Source organism: Erwinia sp. 1181_3, from assembly GCF_052824965.1.
Window position 1 is genome coordinate 427,225 of record NZ_VTDE01000001.1, and the last position, 21,049, is coordinate 448,273.

Sequence of the window (21,049 nt, forward strand, 5' to 3'; positions counted from 1 at the left end):
CGACCAATCCAGCCGTGTACACTAGCGCCAGTCAATTTTCCTGCATGAATCCGGGCATTATCGTTATGAAAACCGTTGAAGAATATTACGCCATCGCCAAAGATCTGTTTCTTGAGGCCCACCCGACGCTGAAAGCCGGTATTGAAAATCTGACGGCAGACCAGGCCGCCACGCTCGGAATGACGGTGGAGCAGCTGCAATCCATGCAGAAAGATCGCGCCTATGCCGCGTATGTACGTGAAAAGAAACTGGACGGCATGCTGTTTGCCATTCAACTGGCTGAGCCGGATAAAGCGGTGATGGTGAATGCGATTGAAGCGTATCTGCACACCCATGCCGAAGCGCTGGGGATGAGCTGGGAAGAGTTTTGTATTAAAAACGAGTTGTAATCGTATTCACGGGCCGATCGGGAAAAATGATCGGCCCATGGGCACAGGGCAAACCTCTTTATCGGCCCACCCCGTCACATAAAACAGTGGAACTACCCCGCTAATCGCGCTGCGGACGATAATGATGACAGCTCTTCTTCGCGAAACGCCTCGCGCTTCACACTGAAACCATCGTACCAACGACACTCGACCATACCGCTGGCCACTCCCGTCACAATCATTGCCGGGCCACCATCCTTATGTTGCACTTCATCACTGACAATAAAGCTCATACAAAGTACCTCCCTATCTGGTTATCACTGGTTATGAAACGTCAAATAGTTATAGCATCTGAATATAAACCGTGCTGTTAACGCCAGGTAAAGTATTTGTTAAATTCAAATAAGCAGTTAAAAACACTAAATATAAAAAAAGCGTGTAGTTTTACTACACGCTTTTTATGTGAAACTCGTCGCATTTTGCGATTAGATTTTGCAGCCTTCGCAGTCGGCTTCATCGCCTAAGTCAGCCGGTACTTCGGCCGCTTTCTTCTGGGCATTGGCTTCTGCCTGCTCAAGTTGAGCATCAATATCAAATTCAAACATATCGTCGTTCATCATTAACCCCTGGATATTTACTGATTTCAGCCCGTCTTTATACTGATGACGGGCGCATTTTGGCAATCAAATTTACCGCGCACAGCACAATCGACCCCACAATAAAGCCGATGATGAGGTTAGCAACATTGCTCAACAGCATCGCCAGCAGGCCATGCAGGCCTGCGCTAACGCCTTCAATAAGATGGTGCAGTAATGGCACGCCGTGCACGATAATCCCACCGCCGACCAGGAACATCGCCAGGGTGCCCACCACCGTCAGGATTTTCATCAGCCACGGTGCCGCCACCAGCAGCACGCCGCCCACCGCTTTCGCTGCCGCCGAAGATTTCTGCTGCAGCCACAGGCCGAGATCGTCAATCTTCACGATACCCGCAACAATCCCGTACACACCAACGGTGACCGCAATCGCCACGCCAGCCAGAACGATCACCTGATTCAGCAGCGGTGCTTCAGACACGATACCCAGGGTAATCGCCACAATCTCCGCCGAGAGAATAAAGTCCGTGCGTACCGCCCCTTTTACTTTTTTCTGCTCAAACTCCGCCGGGTTCTGCTCGGCCGCTTTCAGCAAACGCGCTTCGCGAGCCTGCGGCGTTTCCTGGCTTTTATCTTTATGCAGACTGTGCAGTACTTTCTCCACGCCCTCAAAGCACAGGTATGCGCCACCCACCATCAGCAGCGGGGTGATCGCCCAGGGGGCAAACGCGCTGATCAGCAGCGCCAGCGGCACCAGAATCAGTTTGTTAAGGAACGACCCTTTCGCCACGCTCCACACCACCGGCAGTTCACGGTTGGCTTTTACCCCGCTGACCTGCTGCGCATTCAGCGACAAATCGTCGCCCAATACACCGGCGGTTTTCTTTGCCGCCACTTTGCCCATCACGGCGACGTCATCCAGCAGTGTGGCAATATCGTCCAGTAAGGTCAGTAAACTACTTCCGGCCAAAATCAGATTCCTTATTCATGTCCATCATGTTGACAACAGGGGCACAGCTCCATTTCGGTCACCGCCATATCGGCAATGCCATCACAGTCCCACTCAACGCGCACTGGCTGCCCCTGCGTTTCCGCATGGTGCAGATACTTACTCACCGGGCTTTCAGTCATCCCGCTGATCTCTTCCGTGGCAATCAGGCGATCGCCCACGAAAATACGCGCCGTCGCCTGAGTATTGACCATGCGCTCGCCGCTGAGTTTATACAGACGTCTTACCGTCAGTTTGACACTGGCCATGGCTCACCCCTGGCTGGCTGTATTAAAGAGGGAACAGATCTAAGCAATTATGGGCATGGAGTGCAAATTTTGTAAAAAAATAACGCCCGCCGGGGATAATTAGTGGCAGAATCGGGTCCTTATAACATTTTCACAACCTGATATAACTTTAGGAAGAGTCTCTGACATGACGTTACGCCGTGCCCCCGCCCTGCTGCCCCTGCTGGCCGCGCTCTTTTCTCTCTACTTTATCTGGGGTTCCACCTACCTGGTGATCCGTATTGGTGTGGAAAGCTGGCCGCCGATGATGCTGGCCGGGTTGCGCTTCTTACTCGCGGGCGTGGTGCTGCTGGCATTCCTCCTGATGCGAGGGGAAAAATTGCCTTCCTGGCGTGAAGCCGGTAACGCGGCGATCATCGGTGTCCTGCTGCTGGCAATGGGTAATGGCGCAGTCACCGTTGCAGAACATCAGCATGTGCCTTCCGGGCTGGCTGCCGTGATGGTGGCGACCGTTCCCCTGTTTGCTATGTGCTTTAGCCGTATGTTCGGCATTACCACGCGCTGGATTGAGTGGCTGGGCATTGGCGTCGGCCTGGTGGGGATTATTTTACTTAACAGCGGCGGCCATCTGGCAGGGAATCCGTGGGGTGCCCTGATGATTTTGGGCGGATCGCTGACCTGGGCCTTTGGCTCGGTATGGGGGTCACGTATTGCGCTACCGCACGGCATGATGGCCGGAGCTGTCGAGATGCTGGCCGCCGGGGTGGTGTTGCTGACCGCCAGCCAGTTGACGGGTGAACATCTGGTTCAGAAACCCTCACTGGCGGGCTTCTTCTCGCTGGGTTATCTCAGCCTGTTTGGTTCGGTGATTGCCATCAATGCCTATATGTTCCTGATCCGCAACGTCACACCCGCTATCGCCACCAGCTACGCCTATGTCAATCCGGTGGTTGCCGTGCTGCTGGGCATCGCTTTTGCCGGTGAAAGCCTGTCAGGACGTGAATGGCTGGCGCTGGGCATTATTGTGCTGGCGGTGGTGCTGGTCACGCTGGGTAAATACCTCTTCCCGGCAAAACCGGTGGTGAAACCCTGCTCGCCGACTGATTAAATCCTCAGCGTGTGCAGCATGACCTCTAAGGTATACCCACAAAAATGAATGGCTTCCCGTCTGGCGTCAGGTCCGGGGCCAGTTTGAGCACGCCGGAGCGGCAAAAGACGCATCCCTGCGGGCCTCGGCACGCGCAGCGGGAAAGCGAAACGCCCTTGACGTTGACCTGGCCAGCGTCACTGACAGAGGGTTTACGGTAGTACGCGAATCCCTTGTTCATCGATCTCACCGTTGTTTTTCGCGGCGCAAATCCACTCCTCCAGCCGCGTGCGCAATGCCTCTTCCTCCAGTCGCGTTTTCCCGCGTAGCGCACATTCCCACACCAGCAACACGCGCCAGCCGCTGGCCGTCAGCTCCTCGACATAACGTTTATCACGCGCCACATTACTGTCTATTTTGCCCTGCCAGAACGCCGTGCGTGTTGCCGGCATCTTGAACAGATGACAGTGATGACGATGCCAGAAACAGCCGTGAACAAAGATAATGGCCTGATAGTCTGCCAGAACAAAGTCGGGACGACCGGGCAACGATTTATCCTGCACCCGATAACTCAGGCCCAGTTCAACCAGCAGTTCTGCCAGCCGCTTTTCAATTGCCGTATCGCGGGTACGAATAGCGCGCATATTCTTACTGCGCACGTCGGAAGAGTGAACGTCGGCCATCTTGATATTCCTTTAACGAAGACCTTAAGTGTAGCTAAAAGCGGCCCTGCCGTGGGGGCACCGGGCCACATTTCACCGGCGCTGTTGTACCGCCTGTAGGATCCAGGGGCGCAGGAGTTTGGCAACCGCCGCGAAGGCAGGCACCACCACCGAGTTACCAAACTGGCGATAGGCCTGGGTATCCGATACCGGAATATGGAACGCCTCCTCGCCGGGCTGTTCAAAGCCCATCAGTCGGGCGCACTCGCGCGGTGTCAGACGACGCGGTCGGTTCTGCTGATTGTCCGCGTTATCGAAGTCCTCCTCACCCAGCGCTTTGTCCCAGCCGCGATCGATCAGGATCTCCGAACCATCTTTGTAATAACGCGCCGACAACGTCCGAACCACTCCCTGCTCAAGCGCCGGATCAACCAGCCCGTAGCCAAAGCCGTTACCGCGTGCCTGGTGCTTCTTCGCATAGAGGTAGAGATACTTCCATAGCGTTGGCGTCAAAATATATTTCGCATCAACGACCGGGTCGAGTAAGGCCTTGAGTGGCGTGCGCTGCGGCGGGTAGAGCGCAGATAACGCGCTCAGGCTAAAAGCGGGCAGCGCCAGATCGCGACGGAACCCTACCAGCACAATGCGTTCACGGTGCTGCGGCAGGAAATGCTTGCCGTCGATAATTTTCGGGTCCGGCGAACCGGTGACCGCCGCATCCGCCACGTCATAGCCCAGCTCGTCCAGTGTCGACATAATAATGCGGAAAGTATTGCCCTTATCGTGGCTTTTCAGGTTTTTGACGTTTTCGAGGACAAAGATCGCCGGTTTTTTGGCCGTGATGATGCGTGCCACATCAAAGAACAGCGTCCCCTGCGCTTCATCTTCAAAACCATGTTTACGGCCCAGGGCATTTTTCTTCGACACACCCGCCAGTGAGAAAGGCTGACAAGGGAATCCCGCCAGCAGCACATCATGGTCCGGCACCTGCTGGCGAATGTGCTGATACGCCTGCTCTTCGTTCACCTGGGTATCACCGCTCAAAGTGACATCGCGGATATCCTGATTAAAGCGGTGCTGCTGTTCATCGCAGTACCAGTTGGCTTTATAGGTGCGCACCGCATGTTTGTTCCACTCACTGGTAAACACGCACTGGCCGCCAATCGCTTCAAAGCCGCTGCGGATGCCGCCAATACCCGCAAAGAGATCAATAAAACGGAAAGCATAATCGGGATGATGTGCCGGAGGCGCAGGTAACATACTGTGCAGCAAACTGACTTCGGCTTCATTCAGCGTTTTGCGGCTATTGCCCTTCACCCAGCGATTAACCGACTCCCGCGTCCACTCCTGCTGACTGACCTTTCGCAGGGTCGCCGCGACCGTTTTCTGGTCATAAATCTCCAGCACCCGCAGCAGCAGCTCACGATCCTGCTGTTCTTTATGCCGGGCATCTTCTCGTGCCTGTTCAGCCAGTTCTGCGGCCACGCGGTCAAAATCGCTCATATTTACTCAGTTAACAGGGGATAAACGGGTGTCAGTCTATCACTTAGTTGACCCAGCGCCAGGCGGAAATTGGCCGCAGCGAGGGCAATTAATGACAGCGCGTCATGCTGCCTCTACACTGATGCGGTTTTACTGTTAACAATGGAGCTATTACCGATGAACGCCACCCAACGCGAGCTGCTTAGCCTTCCCGATGGCGCTAAAAAACTGCTGCTGCACTCCTGCTGCGCCCCCTGCTCCGGGGAAGTGATGGAAGCCTTGCAGGCATCAGGCATTGATTACACCATTTTCTTCTACAATCCAAATATTCACCCGCAGAAAGAGTATCTGCTGCGTAAAGAAGAGAATATCCGCTTTGCGGAACAGCACGGCATCCCGTTTGTCGATGCTGACTACGATACCGATAACTGGTTTGCCCGCGCGAAGGGCATGGAGTGGGAGCCAGAGCGTGGCGTGCGCTGCACCATGTGCTTTGATATGCGCTTTGAACGCACCGCACTGTATGCCTATGAAAATGACTTTCCGGTGATTTCCAGCTCTTTGGGTATTTCGCGCTGGAAGAATATGCAGCAGATTAACGACTGTGGCGATCGGGCGGCCGCGCCCTACCCCGGCATCCAGTACTGGGATTATAACTGGCGCAAAAAAGGCGGGTCGGCGCGCATGATTGAGATCAGCAAACGTGAGCGTTTCTATCAGCAGGAATATTGCGGCTGCGTGTATTCGTTGCGCGACAGCAATTTGCATCGCAAAAGTCAGGGCCGGCCATTAATCAAGCTCGGCGTACTCTATTACGGTGATGAAGAACAATAACGCTGAAAAACAGCGGGGTAATTTGTCTTATCAGCGGATAATCCCCTGTTTCTTTTTTCTATTTTATCGCGGTAACACAAGTGACATAAAAGCGGCGAATACTCCCTTTTATTTTAAGGGAAGCTTATGTCACTGATCACGATTTTACCCTTACGCGCCCTGCTGCGCCGTCCACGTTTTGCCTTGTTGATGACCGGTTGGGGCTGGCTACGCAGCCTGCGGGGTGGCTTCATCCTGTTTCTGCTGGTCTTCTCGCTGCTGCAGTGTGCCAGCGTGCTGCTACTGACCCGCCTCGTTTCCAGCACGGGTGACAATATTTCCGAGATCCATACCCTGTCTGGCCGCCAGGCGCTGTTGGATAAAGCCCGTATGGAACTGCTCACCGCCAGCGACAACAGCCACCGCGCCGGGATCTACCTGATGCAGGATAACCAGACCGGCTCCGTCGACAGCTGGAAAAGCCTGGCCGAAACGGCTCAGACCTCACTGCAAAATGCGCGAAAACTGTTTGGACAGTATCCGGTGGCGCAGGACAGTCCGCTGAAACAGAACTTCGATATGCTGGCCGACGGATTGCAGGAGCAGTTAAAAGGGCTGAATGCGAAAGATATTGATGCCTTTTTTATGGTGCCAATGCAGGCCTTTCAGCAGCAGTTTAATGACACCTACTATCAGGTGCTGACGCAGGCCAATCACCAGGCCGACGATCTCAACCTCTCTACGCTCTCATCGCTGACCACCAGCCGCAATCTTTCCCTGGGTATCTCTGCCCTGCTGGGCGGACTGCTGTTACTGAGCGGCGGGTTACTGCTGATGGGGGTGATCCAGCCGATGGAACGCGTGTCGCGCTGGCTGGCACAGATCGCAACGGGCGATATCTCGCAGCAGGCGTATCAGAGCCGTTACCAGTCAACGGAGATCAGCCAGCTGATACAGAATGTGGACGGGATGCAGCAAGGTTTACGGCATATCGTGGGCGAGATTAACGCCATCTCCGGTGCGGTGCGTGGCAGCGCAGACCGCATGGCACAACAAAATGATGAGTTTAGTGCCCACAATCAGCAGCAAAGCAGCGCGTTTGAGCACATCAGCCAGCGTCTGAACCGGGTGGCAGAGGAAGTGGGCCACAGCGTGACGTTTACCCATCATGCGACGCAGCAGGTACAGGCCGCCGATGAACTGACCCGCCGCTGCGGCACCGTGGTGACCGCTGTTGATGCGCAGATGCGCCAGATTGTTGACGCTTCCGGTGAGATTGCCGGGATTGTTACCCTGCTGGAGGGCATTTCGCTGCAAACACGGCTGGTGGCACTGAATGCCGCTATCGAATCAGCCCATGCCGGCGTTTATGGGCGCAGCTTCTCCATTGTGGCAAAAGAAATCGGCCTGCTGTCGGAGAAGAGCAGTGCCTCGACGCGGTTGATTGACGGGCTGATCGGCTCAACTCATCAACATATTGATAGCGGCTTTAGTCAGGTACAGACGCTGGAGGGATTGTATCGGGAAATTACGCATGCCGTATCCGGCGTGGTTACCCTACTGAGCGAGTTGCAACACAATGCGGATGCGCAGAGTAAAAGGGTCAATGCGATAGCGCTGGAGATTACTCGCCTGAATCAGCAGGTCAAAGAGAGCGAGCAACTGACACGTCGCAGCGCAGGGACATCGGAAGCGTTGGTGGATCATGCGCAACGGCTCTCGCACAGCGTGAGTCAGTTTGTTATGTAAGAGGGGTTGAAAGCGTCTCTCAGAACGAGAGACGCTGGATAAGACGGGCTTACTTTTTCTTCTTCGACTTTTTCAGCAGTGCGCGAACTTGTTTCAGTTCTGCCTGGCTCAATTGTTCGGCCGTCTCTTCTTCCGTATGGGTACTATCTACCGCATCAGGTGCCTGAGCAGAAAAACTCTTCACCAGATGCTGGGTAACCAATTCGCTAAGCGAAATCTCACTATCCAGAGCAAGTGTTTTAATCGTTTCTTTTAAGGCGGGATCGATCTTTATTGTTAAGCTAACTTTGTCGGTCATTGCCTGATTCTCCTGAGAATTGTCCCAACAACGTAACCTGTAACGTACGATTTAACCATACTGTCATAAAAATTTAATATTTGACGATCCCGGGCTGAATTCTTCCAGTACGGTTTGATCCAACGCGCAAAAATCCCCCTTCAATTCAGCGCACAGCTTCGCCATATAGGTCACGAGAAAGCGGGCATTAAATTCCGCCAGGCGTCGCCCTTCTGCCGTTTGCATCGTTTCAGGCAATTTCAGTAACTTTTTCTGGAAATGGTCCAGCGCCCATTCAGCATCATCCAGAGGGCGTTCGCGCCCCAGCGGATCGCGACTGTCAAACAGAGAACGCCCTAATGCGCCAGAGACATAAAACACCCGCGCCAGACCAATAGCGCCCAGTGATTCCAGACGGTCGGCGTCCTGCACGATCTTAGCTTCAAGGGTTTCTGCCGTTACGCCAGCACTGAAGCTGTGCGCGTGAACCGCGTGGGCCACTGCTTCAATTTTATCGCTGGGGAAATCCGTAAAGACCTGTTGTAACGCGCGCCGGGTCTCGTCAGCTGCCTGCGCGGAAGCCAGATGGCGCTCAGGGTGATTTTTAGGCAGGTTGACAATGTCATGGAAGTAGCACCCGGCCAGCACCACCAGCTCATCGGCCCCGGTGCCCACCATAATGCGCTGTGCAGACTGCCAGACGCGCGTCAGGTGCGCCACATCATGGGCTTTATCATCATGTTGCCAGGTGTCGTGCAGCCACTTTTCAAAACGTAATTGCCAGTCAGTCAGAGTCATAGACTTCTCCTTAATTGTTTGAACTTTTTGAGATGTCAGTGGTGGTCACCCACTGCAACGGGTTAACCATTTCTGCTTAAAAATGAGATCCACATCAAACTTATAGCGGCTGTTACGCGCTGGTGACAGCATTTTTCCCATTTTCAGTTTTTTCCGGCTCACTTTTAACTGGCTGCTTTTTGATCTAAATGATAAACAATAGTTATGATCAGATGCAGGTAATGGCCCCTCAAACAACAACACAGGTGCTGTACATGCCCGGTCTGTCAGTGATCATGAGGAACAGGCGATCGCCACGGTTAGAGGGCATCGTCGGTAAGCATTCGTCACACTAACACATTGTAATATGGTAAAATGTCAATTTGGTTACGGCATGACGACCCCGTGATGACGACGCGGGACGCACCAGACGATTGCGTCCGGCAGATGTGCAAATTTGCCCCAAGTCATTTTTTTATTGGTTTTTCTGAAGTTTAGTAAAATAAACGTGCTGAAACGTTTTTTTGAGCTAAGGTTAGGAATTATCTGTATTGTGTTTCTACTTTGCTTATGAACCAGGAACTGGTCAAGAAAGTCATACTAGAGGTTAAACCATGAAAGAACGCCCGATTCTATTTAGCGATCAACGGGTGCGCGCCCTGCTCTCAGGCCAACAAAAACAGACACGGCGCATCATGAAATCCCAACTGTTTGGGCCAGGCCAGGACAATCATGAAGGTTGTTACGGCATTGATGTCCTGAGCAACAATTTGCAAGGTAACCGTGTTCTGGGCATGGAAAACCTGAGTTATCACTGCCCTTACGGGCAGCCGGGCGATCGCCTGTGGGTGCGCGAAACCTGGCGCGGCCCTGTGGTGCCCGCAGAAGAGATGACGAAATATCAGACCTCTCCTGCACAGTTTAAAAATATTGACTACTGTCAGTACCGTGCCGACTCCAGCATCTATACCTCTGACGAAGAAGAGACCAACTTTGGCTGGCAGGCCGGTATTCATATGCCGCGCTGGGCCAGCCGTATCGACCTGACCATCACGGCTATCCGGGTCGAGCGCATCCAGGATATCAGTGACGATGACGTGCTGGCGGAAGGCGTGCAGGTAGACTCTCATTTTCTCAATAACTTTTTCACCCTGCATAGCGAAGCCGTTTCCGCTAAAGATGCTTATCGCAAGCAGTGGGCCATTCAGTACGGTGGCACCAGCTGGGAAGTGAATCCCTGGGTCTGGGTGATTGAATTCGCGCGTATCTGACCCTCGCAAATCGACGCGGCGCTGACTTTTTTCAGCGCCGTTTGCGTTTCGTCACAGACAATCTGCATTATAACTGATTGAATCTTCCCCTTATTCAGCGGCATTAACGCCATCATCAGGCAGGAGTGACAACAGCATGATCAAATGGCCGTGGAAAGGCGGTGATGACGCGGTGGAAAGTGGCTTGCCCTGGCAACAGGCGCTGGAGATCCCGCTGCTGACAGCCTTAAGTCCTGCTGAACAACAGGCGATCTGCCAGCTTGCGACCCGTTTTCTGCGCCAGAAACGTCTGGTGCCTTTACAGGGTTTCGAACTGGACGATCTCAAAAGCTGCCGACTGGCTCTGCTGTTTTGCCTGCCGGTTCTCAGCCTCGGCTACGACTGGCTCGACGGTTTTCATGAAGTGCTGATCTACCCTTCCCCATTTATGGTCGATGATGAGTGGCAGGATGAGTTCGGCCTGGTGCATCGTGAACAAATGGTGCACGCAGGGCAAAGCTGGCAGCAGGGTCCGATTGTCCTGAACTGGCTGGATGTGCAGGACTCATTCGATCTCTCCGGTTATAACCTGGTGATCCATGAGGTCGCGCACAAACTTGATGCGCGCGGCAGCGGTGAAGCTAACGGTGTACCGGCCATTCCCCTGCGCGAAGTGGTGGGCTGGGAGCGCGATCTGCGTGCGGCAATGAGTGCAATACAGGATGAAATTGACCAGGTGGGTGAAAACGCCACCAGCATTGATGCCTACGCCGCCAGCGAACCCGCGGAATGCTTCGCGGTATTGTCAGAGTATTTTTTCAGTGCGCCTGAGCTGCTGATCGCCCGTTTTCCGGCGCTTTATCAACGGTTCCGCCAGTTTTATCGCCAGGATCCCCATCAGCGCCTGGAGCAGCAGCAGTTACACCATAATGCGGGTGGAATTGTTCACTAATCGGGCGGGTTGATTCAAACGCAGCCAGTTGAAAGCTAAAATGTTTTTTGCTGTTGACAGTCTGAGGGCGTATCGCTACTATTCGCCTCGTTCCACAATTCCTCTGTAGTTCAGTCGGTAGAACGGCGGACTGTTAATCCGTATGTCACTGGTTCGAGTCCAGTCAGAGGAGCCAAATTGAGAAAAGCCCGCTTAAGGAAACTTAAGCGGGCTTTTTGCTTTTCGTGTTTTTTGAGGGACAGGATACCCGGCAGAAAACATGCCCGGGCATCAAAAACCTATCAGAGGGTGCTACTCATTGCCCCATTGATTCAGAAACGTCGCGATATCATCAATACGCAACGCGTGGATACCAGCTTCAGTGGCCATCTCTTTCTGCTGTTCTTCGCTGATTTCTTCGTTATTGGTTAAATGCGTCATCAGCAACTCGAAATAACGCGCCAGAGGGCTGCGCTCTGATTCGGTTACCGGCTGTGCGGCTTCCGTCGCATACTCATCTACGAAGTCATAATACTTAAGGGGGATGTCATTGCTCATCAGTCGTTTCCTGAAGGTAGTGCCAGTTTTTTCAGCGGGTGCAGGTTAATCAGGCTTAGCGTCTGATATCGGCCTGATATATCCCGCTTGTCAACCAGTGGATAATGCGGGGAATTATACCTGTAATTTGGCAGGCTGTACCCTGTTTAACCGAACAGTTTCCCCAGCCGTTCTTTTGCCTCAGCGGGAGGCAGTAACTGAATATGCAGCCCCTGAGCATCCAGCGTAAAAAAGCCTTTGCACTCATCCGGCATCGCATCATATTGCGCATTGAGCTGTTCTGATGCCTGTATAAAACAGGCATAGCCATAGTGCGCCACTAAATAAGGCAGCCCAAATTGAGATCGTAACATCTCATATTCCTGGTAAGGATAGCGTGTATGCGCGGGGAGCTTTTTGATGATATCGGAAAGTTTAGTCATCAGCGGAATCACCTCTTCTTCAGAGGCATAGTGCGTATAACCGCGCAGGGCGACTAATCGCATATCGACATGACGTTCTTTTTTGAATGCCGCCAGGAAAAAATCTTTCAGGTCCCTGTCCGGACAAGTTAAGACGAATGCATACAATATCTGATTACGGCTGAAAACATCTTTTGATGTGAGGTAGTGCGCCTCAAAAAAAGCCACATCGTCATCCGTGAAGGTCTCAAAACGCATCTGTATCATGGCCTCACGATACACAGGGTTATCCTTGTACCCTCTTTTGCCCACTACACCCCTGACTGTGTCGATATTCGTCATACTTTATCCAAATATACCCCTTGAGCGATAATTCTAGCACGATGTGAAATTTGACAGGGCAGATCTGCCGTTCTGCCCTCTCCTCTCTGCCAGGCGCCGATAACATGACCTGTGTTATCGCCGGTTATCCCTGCGCGAAAACATACTCGCCATGCCCCACCGACCAGCGCTTGCCGTGTAACGCAGGCTCACCGGCCGTCAACACCAGTTCCACCAGTCGGTTGTCCGCACCGGGGCGGAAAATAAACTGCTGATCACCCAGGTCCAGCCCTTCCTGCGTGGCATCCGCTAATGGGGCAAAGCCAAACAGCGCCTGCCAGTGAGCGCGCACCGCCTGCGGGTCCTGCACGTCAAACACCGCACGCGTCAGCGCCACCTCTCCGGCAGGATGCGGGCTGTCCAGCCCCTGTGCCCGTAACCGCGCCAGGCGGGCATCATCATCTTCCCCCCATTGCAGAACAAAGGGATAAGGCAAACCGTTAACGTCGCCATCAATGGTAAAAATACGCCAGCTGATCACGTTGCCCTGCGGATCGTTGCGCTGGCCGTCCGCAATCGCCGACACCTGTAAGCCTTTGCGGTGCAGGTCCTCGTGCGTCTGCACAATATCGTCGCTGCGCAGGGCCACCCGATACAGTGCCTGGTTTTCCGGCAGTAACTGCGCCGCATCGCGCGACAGCAGGAACCTGTGTGCGGCAGTCTCCAGCTCTGCCTGGTCAGCAATCGCGAGAAACTCGATATAGGTCAGGCCGAAGTAACTCAGCGCATTCCGGGTGCCCCACCCCGGATGGCGCCCGCCCGGTATGGCGTTCAGCTGCTGTGCGGCGAAAATCTGAATCGCCTCTTCGGGATGATTGACAAACTGAACCGCGTGATCCCACTTTAGTGTTGCCATCCTGCCTCCTGAATCTGTTGGTAAAGATGGATGGCTGGCATCATTATCTTTTGGCCGAATAATGCCTCTTTTGCCTGTATCGCACCGCGATAGAGGGTTCTGGTGGCAACTATATTGCCGCGACGAGGGCAAAAACAAACAATAAAATAATCTATCCAAAGTCGTAAAAATCGCTTCCCTCATGAAGGATAAAACCAATAATCCATTTATTAAAAAGCCCGCTCAGGCAAACCTGAGCGGGCTTTTTTGTGCCTGAGTGGCAGTCAGCGATTAATGCGACGCAACGGGGTCCACTTTGAACACATCCACCATCACCATCAGATCGCGCGCCTGTTCCTGCATCGATGCAGCGGCAGCGGCAGACTGCTCCACTAAGGCGGCATTTTGCTGGGTTGCATCATCAATGTGATTCATGGTGTTGTTGATCTGCGCCAGACCATCGCTCTGCTCATGGCTTGATCCTGCAATATCACTCATCAGGCTCGCCATACTGGTAATGTTCTGCACCATATCCTGCATCGCTACATCGGCTTTCCCCACCAGCTCACGACCTTCATCAATCTGGCCAACAGAACGATCAATCAGCTCACGGATCTCCTTCGCGGCGGTGGCACTGCGCCCTGCCAGCGTGCGCACTTCGCCCGCCACCACCGCAAAACCGCGCCCGGATTCTCCGGCACGGGCTGCTTCGACGGCGGCATTCAGCGCCAGAATGTTGGTCTGAAAAGCGATGCTGTCGATCACCTGAATAATATCGGCCATCCGGGAAGACGAATCATGGATGCCCTGCATACGGTGAGTGACGGAGCGCATCAGCTCCCCGTTATGCCTGACAATCCCGCCCGCTTTGGTCGCCAGCTGATGTGCCTGCCCGGTGTGCCCGGCCGTCTGGCTGAGCGTGCTGGTCAACTGGCTGAGCGTGGCTGCCGTTTGCTCAACGCTGGCCGACTGCTCTTCGGTTCGCGCCGACAGGTTGCTGTTGCCGGAGGAGATTTCATCCGCAGCATTGACGATTTCACTGGTGCGCACCTGGATGCGGTGAACAATCTGGTTAAGCTGCGCCTTCATGCCCGCCATGCTCTGCAATAACTGGCCGATTTCATCCTGACGATCGCTATTCAGCGTGCCTGTCAGGTCACCATGAGTAATACGGTTGGCCTCCTGTAGGGCTTCATTCAGCGGTGGAACGATCTGCCGGTGAATACTGACGGCAACGATCACGCCCACCAGCATCGCGACAATACCGAGAACACCCAGCAGCCAGCGATTCCAGGCCAGCAGCTCAGCGGAGTGCGACTCTTCAGCCCCGTAGATTTTATTGATGTCTTCCAGCAGGCCCGAGATCCGCACCTGGGTGGACTTATCATTGCGGGCCGCGGTGCTTTGCAGATCGGTACGGAGGGCGTCGATATCTTGCTGTATGGTGTCGGCTAAGGGCGCGTACTGGGCTGGCCAGTCGCCTTCGCGGATCAGTGAGTGGATTTTGTCGAGTTCGGTGCTGACCGCAGCCAGCTTCGTCATCGCGACGGCAGGGTTCTCCTGCAAGCCATCCTTGACGGCACCGGCATTATCATACAGTGCGCCGACCACCGATAAACGTGCCGATGAATCTTCCGCCGTGCTGAAACCACTAAAGCCGCAGTAACAAATGGCGGCGACAAAAAAAAGTAATACACCGAAACCTGCCGTCAGTTTTCGGCCAACCTTCATGTTCCTGAGCAGTTGCAGCATCAACATCCTCCGTGAGACAGCATGAGTGGGATTTTTATTTAAGATGACCTGATCAGTTACGGCATGTTGGCGCCGATCTTTATAGTGTTTCTATTTTTCAGGCAGTTAAATATAAAAGAAGAGAGGCATTCACCCGGAGTGGCTGACCATCTGTTCCGGTCAGCCAGCAAAGCTGACCTGATCCCTGGAACACTCCATCAGCACGGCTCGTTCGGAAAAGATGATCGCCCCCTGAGGGATCCCCACAAAAATTAATGGCTTCCCGTCCGGATTCAGGTCCGGGGCCAGTTTGAGCACGCCGGAGCGGCAAAATCCGCATCCCTGCGGGCCTCGTCACGCGACGTCCTGTCGCGTGACGTCCGGCTTACCTCAATCTGGCCCCCTCCCCGCAAGATAGCGCTCGCTGTGGGTTTTAAAACAGCGACGACGTGACTGACTCTGCTGATTGATTTGGTTTTTTGACCTGGGTTTTGACGTTGAGGCGGCATTCAGCAGCGCTGACGAGGGCATCCACGCAGTGGACGCAGCGCCAGGATTGTCAAAGAGTGTAATCCCACACAAAAAACATTCACACGGAGATATAGCCTGTGCTATACCTTATAGCAACTGCTAATTACGTCGTATTTTTAAGCGCTTTCTGGGAGATTTCTATGCGTTTTCAGTTCCGGTTAAAAAGGTGGATCTGCGCCACTCTGCTCGCCACCTTGCCGCTGGCACCCGCGCTGGCACAGGAAAAATTCAAGGTCATCACCACCTTCACAGTGATTGCCGATATGGCCAAAAATGTGGCGGGTGACGCCGCAGACGTAGCCTCCATCACCAAAGCCGGGGCAGAAATCCACGAATATCAACCCACGCCGGGGGATATCAAACGCGCCCAGGGCGCACAGCTGATCCTCGCCAATGGCCTGAACCTGGAGCTGTGGTTCCAGCGTTTTTATCAACACCTTTCCGGCGTGCCGGAAGTGGTGGTGTCTGACGGCATTGTGCCTATGGGCATCAGCGAGGGGCCTTACAGCGGTAAACCCAATCCTCATGCCTGGATGTCACCCAAAAATGCCCTGATCTACGTTGATAACATCCGCGATGCGCTGGTGAAACACGATCCGGCCAATGCCGATATCTATCGTAAAAATGCCGCCGCTTACAAAGAAAAAATCAGCGCCACGGTGGCCCCGGTGCAGCAGGCACTGGCGAGTATCCCGGCCGATAAGCGCTGGCTGGTGACCAGTGAAGGCGCCTTCTCCTATCTGACGCGTGATTTCGGGCTGAAAGAGCTGTACCTGTGGCCGATCAACGCCGACCAGCAGGGCACCCCGCAGCAGGTACGTAAAGTGATCGATAAAGTGAAGCAGGAGAAGATCCCGGCGGTGTTCAGCGAAAGCACGGTTTCCGATAAAGCCGCCCGCCAGGTGGCGCGTGAAACCGGCAGTCATTACGGCGGCGTGCTGTACGTTGACTCCCTCAGCGCCGCCGATGGGCCGGTGCCGACCTATCTCGATTTACTGCGCGTCACCAGCGACACCATCGTTAAAGGCATTCAGCAGGGGCTGGCAAAATGAACACTATCCTGGCGGCACCCGACGGCATTCGGGTTAACGATTTGACGGTCACCTATCGTAACGGGCATACCGCCCTGCGCGATGCCACCTTACAGGTACCCGGCAGCAGCATCGCCGCTCTGGTGGGGATTAACGGTTCGGGTAAGTCCACGCTGTTTAAAGCCATTATGGGCTTTGTGCCGCTCTCGCGTGGATCGATTACCCTGCTGGGCCAGCCCGCACACAAGGCACTGAAGCAGAATATGGTGTCTTATGTGCCGCAGTCTGAAGAGGTTGACTGGTCCTTCCCGGTACTGGTGGAAGATGTGGTGATGATGGGCCGCTACGGCCATATGGGAATGCTGCGCATTGCGCGTGCGGAAGATAAACGCCTGGTGACAGAAGCCCTGGAGCGCGTCGGCATGGCGGAGTTTCGTCAGCGTCAGATTGGCGAGCTTTCCGGCGGGCAGAAGAAACGCGTATTCCTGGCGCGTGCCATCGCCCAGCGCGGCCAGGTGATCCTGCTGGATGAACCCTTTACCGGCGTCGACGTCAACACCGAACGCCAGATCATCAGCCTGCTGCATGAGCTGCGCGAGGAAGGCCGCACCCTGCTGGTCTCCACCCATAATCTGGCCTCGGTCAGTGAATACTGCGACCACACGGTGATTGTGAAAGGCACCGTGCTGGCCTGCGGCCCGACGGCCACCACCTTTACCCGCGCCAATCTTGAAAACGCCTTTAGCGGCGCACTGCGCGACGTGGTGTTCGGCGACGGCGATGCGCGTCCTGCGCTTTCCATGGTGCAGGGGGATCGCTAATGGCGTGGCTGGCGGAACCGTTCCACTATCAATATATGCTGAATGCCATGTGGGTATCGGCGCTGGTGGGCGGCGTGTGTGCGTTTCTCTCCTGCTATCTGATGCTCAAGGGCTGGTCCCTGATTGGTGATGCGCTGTCACACTCCATCGTGCCGGGCGTGGCCGGGGCATATATGCTCGGGCTGCCTTTCGCCCTGGGCGCGTTTCTCTCCGGCGGGCTGGCGGCGGGCAGTATGCTGTTTTTAAATCAGCGCACCCGGCTGAAAGAGGACGCGATTATCGGGCTGATCTTCTCCTCCTTCTTTGGCCTTGGGCTGTTTATGGTGTCGCTCAACCCCACGTCGGTGAACATTCAGACCATCGTGCTGGGCAATATCCTGGCGATTGCCCCGGAAGATATCATTCAGCTGGCGCTGATTGGCTTTACCTCGCTACTGATCCTGCTGATCAAATGGAAGGATCTGATGGTGACCTTCTTTGACGAGAACCATGCGCGCTCCGTCGGGCTCAACCCCACGCGGCTGAAACTGCTGTTTTTCACCCTGCTGGCCGCCTGTACCATTGCCGCGTTGCAGACCGTGGGGGCATTCCTGGTCATCTGCCTGGTGGTCACGCCGGGTGCTACCGCCTATCTGCTCACCGACCGTTTCCCGCGCCTGCTGATGATTGCCGTCGCTATCGGCAGCACTACCAGCTTCTTCGGTGCGTGGATCAGCTACTACCTGGATGGCGCCACGGGCGGCATTATTGTCGTGGCACAGACGCTGGTGTTTCTCACCGCCTTTGTGTTTGCCCCTAAACACGGACTGCTGGCCCGCCGCCGTCGCGCAGCCGCCCCGCAGCAGGAGGCATGATGAACCTGACAGAACTGCTGTTAAGCCCATTTGAATTTGATTTTATGAACACGGCGCTGACCATCTCGGTGATTGTCGCCATCCCCTGCGCCCTGCTCTCCAGCTTTATGGTGATCAAGGGCTGGTCGCTGATGGGCGATGCCATGAGCCATGCGGTGTTCCCCGGTGTGGTGATCGCCTGGATTGTCGGCATTCCGCTCGCCATCGGGGCCTTTTGCGCCGGACTGTTCTGCGCGCTGGCCACCGGTTATCTGAAAGAGAACAGCCGCATCAAGCAGGATACGGTGATGGGGATTGTCTTCTCCGGGATGTTTGCCGCAGGGTTGATCCTCTACATCTCGATTCAGTCCGAGGTGCATCTCGACCATATTCTGTTTGGCGATATGCTGGGGATCTCCACCAGCGATCTGCTGCAAAGCGGCGGCATTGCCTGCGTGATTGCGGTGATTATCGGGGTGAAATGGCGCGACCTGGTGCTGCATGCGTTTGACCCGCATCAGGCGAAAGCCAGCGGGCTGAACACCACCCTGCTGCACTACGGCCTGCTGAGTATGATTGCCCTGACGATTGTGGCGACGTTAAAAGCGGTGGGGATTGTGCTGTCGATTGCCCTGCTGATTGCACCGGGTGCGATTGCCATTCTGCTGATGCGTCGCTTCTCCAGCGTGATGATCTGCGCGGTGCTGTTGTCGGTGGTGGTGTGCTTTAGTGGAACCTATCTTTCTTTCTTCCTCGACAGCGCCCCCGGCCCGACCATTGTCGTGCTGTTCGCCCTGCTTTTTATCGCGGCCTTTATCTGGTCGGTGCGCCGCGAGCGCCGGGTGGTACTCTCCTGACCGATAAGAAAAACGGCGTCTGCACAGGACGCCGTTTTTGTCGGTTTAGCTGATATCCTGGCCGTTGGTGGCGATCACTTTCTGATACCAGTGGAAGGATTTCTTCTTGTAGCGGTTGCCGGTACCGCTGATCTTGTCGTCCAGATCAACATAGATAAAGCCGTAACGCTTGCTCATCTCCCCCGTCGACATGCTCACCAGATCGATGCACCCCCACGGGGTGTAACCCATCAGCTCAACGCCATCGTCAATCGCTTCTGCCATTGCATCAATGTGCTTACGCAGGTAGTTAATGCGGTAGTCATCGGCGATGTTGAAGCTTTCATCGGGCTCATCCACCGCGCCCAGACCGTTTTCAACAATAAACAGCGGCTTCTCATAGCGGTCGTACAGCTGGTTCAGCGCAATGCGCAGGCCAACCGGATCAATCTCCCAGCCCCAGGCACTGGCTTCGAGGAACGGGTTACGCGCCCCGCCCAGCAGGTTGCCGCTGGCGGCTGCCGCATCCGGGTCGGTGGCATAAGTGGTGGAGGACATGTAGTAGCTGAAACCGATGTAGTCCACGGTGTGCTGCTTAATCAGTTCCAGATCGCCCGGCTGGATATCCAGCGTCACGCCCAGCGACTGCCACAGTTTTTTGGCGTAGTACGGATATTTCCCGCCCGCCTGCACATCAGCACAGTAGAAGTTAAACGCCTGAGTCTCTTTCAACGAGGCCAGCTGGTTGAGCGGATTACAGTCGTACGCGTAGTTGGTGGCAAACAGGATCATGCAGCCCATCTGGATCTGCGCGTTGGTTTCGTGGGCAATTTTCACCGCCAGGCTGCTGGCAACAAACTGGTTATGCCAGCCCTGGAATTTCGCCTGCGCTTCCAGCGCGCCGGTTTTCACCGTCAGCCCCTGGCTCATCATCGGGAAGTGCGCGGCACTGTTGATCTCGTTAAAGGTCATCCAGTACTTCACTTTGTCGCCGAATCGCTCCAGCACCGTGCGGGCAAAGCGCTCAAAGTGGCCGATCACCTCACGGTTTTTCCAGCCACCGAACACGGTCGCCAGGTGCAGCGGCATTTCGTAGTGGGAAATGGTGATAACTGGTTCAATGCCGTGCGCAATACAGGCATCAATCACCTGGTCGTAATGGCTGAGGCCCGCCTCATTCGGCTGCTGTTCAATGCCGTTCGGGTAGATGCGCGTCCAGGCAATCGAGAAGCGATAGCATTTGAAACCCATCTCAGCAAACAGCGCGATATCTTCGCGGAAGCGATGATAGTGGTCGATGCCTTTGTGGTTGGGATAGGTGTAGCGGGTTTCATCCAGCGTAAAGTCGAACTCTGGTGCGGCCACAATGCTCAGGCGCTGTTTGCCGCCCGGGATGGCATCGACAATCGACAGGCCTTTGCCGTCGACGTCGTATGCTCCTTCAACCTGATTAGCAGCCGTTGCGCCGCCCCACATAAAGCCCTGCGGAAACCTGTCTTTCATGCCACTTTTCCTTAAATGATACGGAGAGTTAGCGGCGCCGCAGCGCGAACGCACTGCCCTGACCCGACGTCAGCACCGCCTGAACGGCAGAAATAGTAGAGCAAAATCGGTGGAGTGAACAGCACCATGAAACCGATTGCAGAAATGAACCATATAATGAAACTTACCCTCTCCCGCCCACTGCGCTTTGGCACGAATAACTTTCGCAGCATGCCCTTTGGCTGAAGTTACTGACGATAAGGCACGATAAATGTTTAGTAAATCATCAGGTTGCTGCAAACATCAGCAGTTGGTTGCCCATCGTAACTTTTGCCGTTGACACCCAGGGTCGGGATCATTAATATGCGCCTCGTTCACACG

At 54.7% G+C, this 21,049-nt stretch carries 23 protein-coding genes and 1 tRNA gene; 11 read left to right on the plus strand and 13 right to left on the minus strand.

What is annotated here, in order from left to right:
• The first annotated feature begins 65 nt into the window (after nt 1-65).
• On the plus strand, nt 66-389 hold the full coding sequence (locus FY046_RS01950; RefSeq protein ID WP_133841712.1) for a DUF6388 family protein: 324 nt from the start codon (nt 66-68) through the stop codon (nt 387-389).
• A 92-nt stretch (nt 390-481) separates the two neighbouring features.
• On the opposite strand, the gene FY046_RS01955 is transcribed toward FY046_RS01950, so the two are convergent.
• The 4 genes from FY046_RS01955 to FY046_RS01970 all read right to left on the minus strand — a co-directional run bounded on the left by FY046_RS01955 (nt 482) and on the right by FY046_RS01970 (nt 2,221).
• The gene (locus FY046_RS01955) at nt 482-661 is read right to left on the minus strand and encodes a YodC family protein (RefSeq protein WP_133841711.1); all 180 of its coding nucleotides are present in this window, start codon (nt 659-661) and stop codon (nt 482-484) included.
• A gap of 192 nt (nt 662-853) precedes the next feature.
• Nucleotides 854-988, minus strand: a complete 135-nt coding sequence (locus FY046_RS01960; RefSeq protein ID WP_259151748.1) for a hypothetical protein — start codon at nt 986-988, stop codon at nt 854-856.
• Between the two features lie 34 nt (nt 989-1,022).
• On the minus strand, nt 1,023-1,934 hold the full coding sequence (locus FY046_RS01965) for a DUF808 family protein (RefSeq protein ID WP_133841710.1): 912 nt from the start codon (nt 1,932-1,934) through the stop codon (nt 1,023-1,025).
• Between the two features lie 11 nt (nt 1,935-1,945).
• A complete protein-coding gene (locus tag FY046_RS01970; protein WP_133841709.1) occupies nt 1,946-2,221 on the minus strand; it encodes a hypothetical protein in 276 nt (91 codons plus the stop codon).
• A gap of 166 nt (nt 2,222-2,387) precedes the next feature.
• Here FY046_RS01970 and yedA point away from each other — a divergent pair, with 166 nt between their 5' ends.
• Complete coding sequence (yedA, locus tag FY046_RS01975; protein ID WP_133841708.1) at nt 2,388-3,308, plus strand: drug/metabolite exporter YedA; 921 nt, start codon at nt 2,388-2,390, stop codon at nt 3,306-3,308.
• 191 nt (nt 3,309-3,499) lie between these two features.
• On the opposite strand, the gene FY046_RS01980 is transcribed toward yedA, so the two are convergent.
• Both FY046_RS01980 and FY046_RS01985 read right to left on the minus strand, forming a co-directional pair.
• On the minus strand, nt 3,500-3,970 hold the full coding sequence (locus FY046_RS01980; protein WP_446185677.1) for a very short patch repair endonuclease: 471 nt from the start codon (nt 3,968-3,970) through the stop codon (nt 3,500-3,502).
• A 72-nt stretch (nt 3,971-4,042) separates the two neighbouring features.
• Nucleotides 4,043-5,452, minus strand: a complete 1,410-nt coding sequence (locus FY046_RS01985) for a DNA cytosine methyltransferase (protein ID WP_446185678.1) — start codon at nt 5,450-5,452, stop codon at nt 4,043-4,045.
• A 156-nt stretch (nt 5,453-5,608) separates the two neighbouring features.
• Here FY046_RS01985 and FY046_RS01990 point away from each other — a divergent pair, with 156 nt between their 5' ends.
• Complete coding sequence (locus FY046_RS01990) at nt 5,609-6,265, plus strand: epoxyqueuosine reductase QueH (protein ID WP_159336454.1); 657 nt, start codon at nt 5,609-5,611, stop codon at nt 6,263-6,265.
• Nucleotides 6,266-6,391: 126 nt separating this feature from the next.
• Nucleotides 6,392-7,993, plus strand: coding sequence for a methyl-accepting chemotaxis protein (locus FY046_RS01995; RefSeq protein WP_212812925.1), 1,602 nt, complete (start codon nt 6,392-6,394; stop codon nt 7,991-7,993).
• Nucleotides 7,994-8,042: 49 nt separating this feature from the next.
• Here the strand turns inward: FY046_RS01995 and FY046_RS02000 are convergent, their stop codons facing one another.
• Both FY046_RS02000 and FY046_RS02005 read right to left on the minus strand, forming a co-directional pair.
• Nucleotides 8,043-8,291, minus strand: coding sequence for a hypothetical protein (locus FY046_RS02000; RefSeq protein WP_133841703.1), 249 nt, complete (start codon nt 8,289-8,291; stop codon nt 8,043-8,045).
• Nucleotides 8,292-8,354: 63 nt separating this feature from the next.
• A complete protein-coding gene (locus FY046_RS02005) occupies nt 8,355-9,068 on the minus strand; it encodes a phosphohydrolase (RefSeq protein WP_133841702.1) in 714 nt (237 codons plus the stop codon).
• Nucleotides 9,069-9,661: 593 nt separating this feature from the next.
• On the opposite strand from FY046_RS02005, the gene FY046_RS02010 reads away from it, so the two are divergent.
• From FY046_RS02010 to FY046_RS02020, 3 genes are all read left to right on the plus strand, one after another.
• Complete coding sequence (locus FY046_RS02010) at nt 9,662-10,318, plus strand: hypothetical protein (protein WP_133841701.1); 657 nt, start codon at nt 9,662-9,664, stop codon at nt 10,316-10,318.
• A gap of 136 nt (nt 10,319-10,454) precedes the next feature.
• On the plus strand, nt 10,455-11,249 hold the full coding sequence (gene mtfA / locus FY046_RS02015; RefSeq protein ID WP_446185679.1) for a DgsA anti-repressor MtfA: 795 nt from the start codon (nt 10,455-10,457) through the stop codon (nt 11,247-11,249).
• A 99-nt stretch (nt 11,250-11,348) separates the two neighbouring features.
• Nucleotides 11,349-11,424, plus strand: a tRNA-Asn gene (locus tag FY046_RS02020).
• 116 nt (nt 11,425-11,540) lie between these two features.
• Here the strand turns inward: FY046_RS02020 and FY046_RS02025 are convergent.
• The 4 genes from FY046_RS02025 to FY046_RS02040 all read right to left on the minus strand — a co-directional run bounded on the left by FY046_RS02025 (nt 11,541) and on the right by FY046_RS02040 (nt 15,155).
• Nucleotides 11,541-11,786 (minus strand): YmjA family protein, encoded by a 246-nt coding sequence (locus FY046_RS02025; protein ID WP_133841689.1) that lies wholly within the window; start codon nt 11,784-11,786, stop codon nt 11,541-11,543.
• A gap of 146 nt (nt 11,787-11,932) precedes the next feature.
• Nucleotides 11,933-12,529, minus strand: coding sequence for a hypothetical protein (locus FY046_RS02030; RefSeq protein WP_446185680.1), 597 nt, complete (start codon nt 12,527-12,529; stop codon nt 11,933-11,935).
• 124 nt (nt 12,530-12,653) lie between these two features.
• Nucleotides 12,654-13,424 carry a VOC family protein gene (locus tag FY046_RS02035; protein WP_446185681.1) on the minus strand — a complete coding sequence of 257 codons (771 nt, stop codon included), beginning with the start codon at nt 13,422-13,424 and terminating at the stop codon, nt 12,654-12,656.
• 270 nt (nt 13,425-13,694) lie between these two features.
• A complete protein-coding gene (locus FY046_RS02040; protein ID WP_167863738.1) occupies nt 13,695-15,155 on the minus strand; it encodes a methyl-accepting chemotaxis protein in 1,461 nt (486 codons plus the stop codon).
• A 650-nt stretch (nt 15,156-15,805) separates the two neighbouring features.
• Here FY046_RS02040 and FY046_RS02045 point away from each other — a divergent pair.
• The 4 genes from FY046_RS02045 to FY046_RS02060 are packed head-to-tail and all read left to right on the plus strand — an operon-like array spanning nt 15,806 to nt 19,207.
• Nucleotides 15,806-16,717, plus strand: coding sequence for a metal ABC transporter substrate-binding protein (locus tag FY046_RS02045; protein WP_200643305.1), 912 nt, complete (start codon nt 15,806-15,808; stop codon nt 16,715-16,717).
• Nucleotides 16,714-17,517 carry a manganese/iron ABC transporter ATP-binding protein gene (locus FY046_RS02050; protein WP_446185682.1) on the plus strand — a complete coding sequence of 268 codons (804 nt, stop codon included), beginning with the start codon at nt 16,714-16,716 and terminating at the stop codon, nt 17,515-17,517. Before FY046_RS02045 ends, FY046_RS02050 begins: the two co-directional genes overlap by 4 nt.
• A complete protein-coding gene (gene sitC / locus FY046_RS02055) occupies nt 17,517-18,371 on the plus strand; it encodes an iron/manganese ABC transporter permease subunit SitC (protein WP_259151216.1) in 855 nt (284 codons plus the stop codon). The genes FY046_RS02050 and sitC overlap by 1 nt, the downstream gene beginning before the upstream one ends.
• Nucleotides 18,371-19,207, plus strand: coding sequence for a metal ABC transporter permease (locus FY046_RS02060; protein WP_167863850.1), 837 nt, complete (start codon nt 18,371-18,373; stop codon nt 19,205-19,207). The genes sitC and FY046_RS02060 overlap by 1 nt, the downstream gene beginning before the upstream one ends.
• 45 nt (nt 19,208-19,252) lie before the next feature.
• On the opposite strand, the gene FY046_RS02065 is transcribed toward FY046_RS02060, so the two are convergent.
• Nucleotides 19,253-20,689: a glycoside hydrolase family 1 protein gene (locus FY046_RS02065; protein WP_200643307.1), complete on the minus strand. Its 1,437-nt coding sequence runs from the start codon at nt 20,687-20,689 to the stop codon at nt 19,253-19,255.
• Nucleotides 20,690-21,049 lie beyond the last annotated feature (360 nt).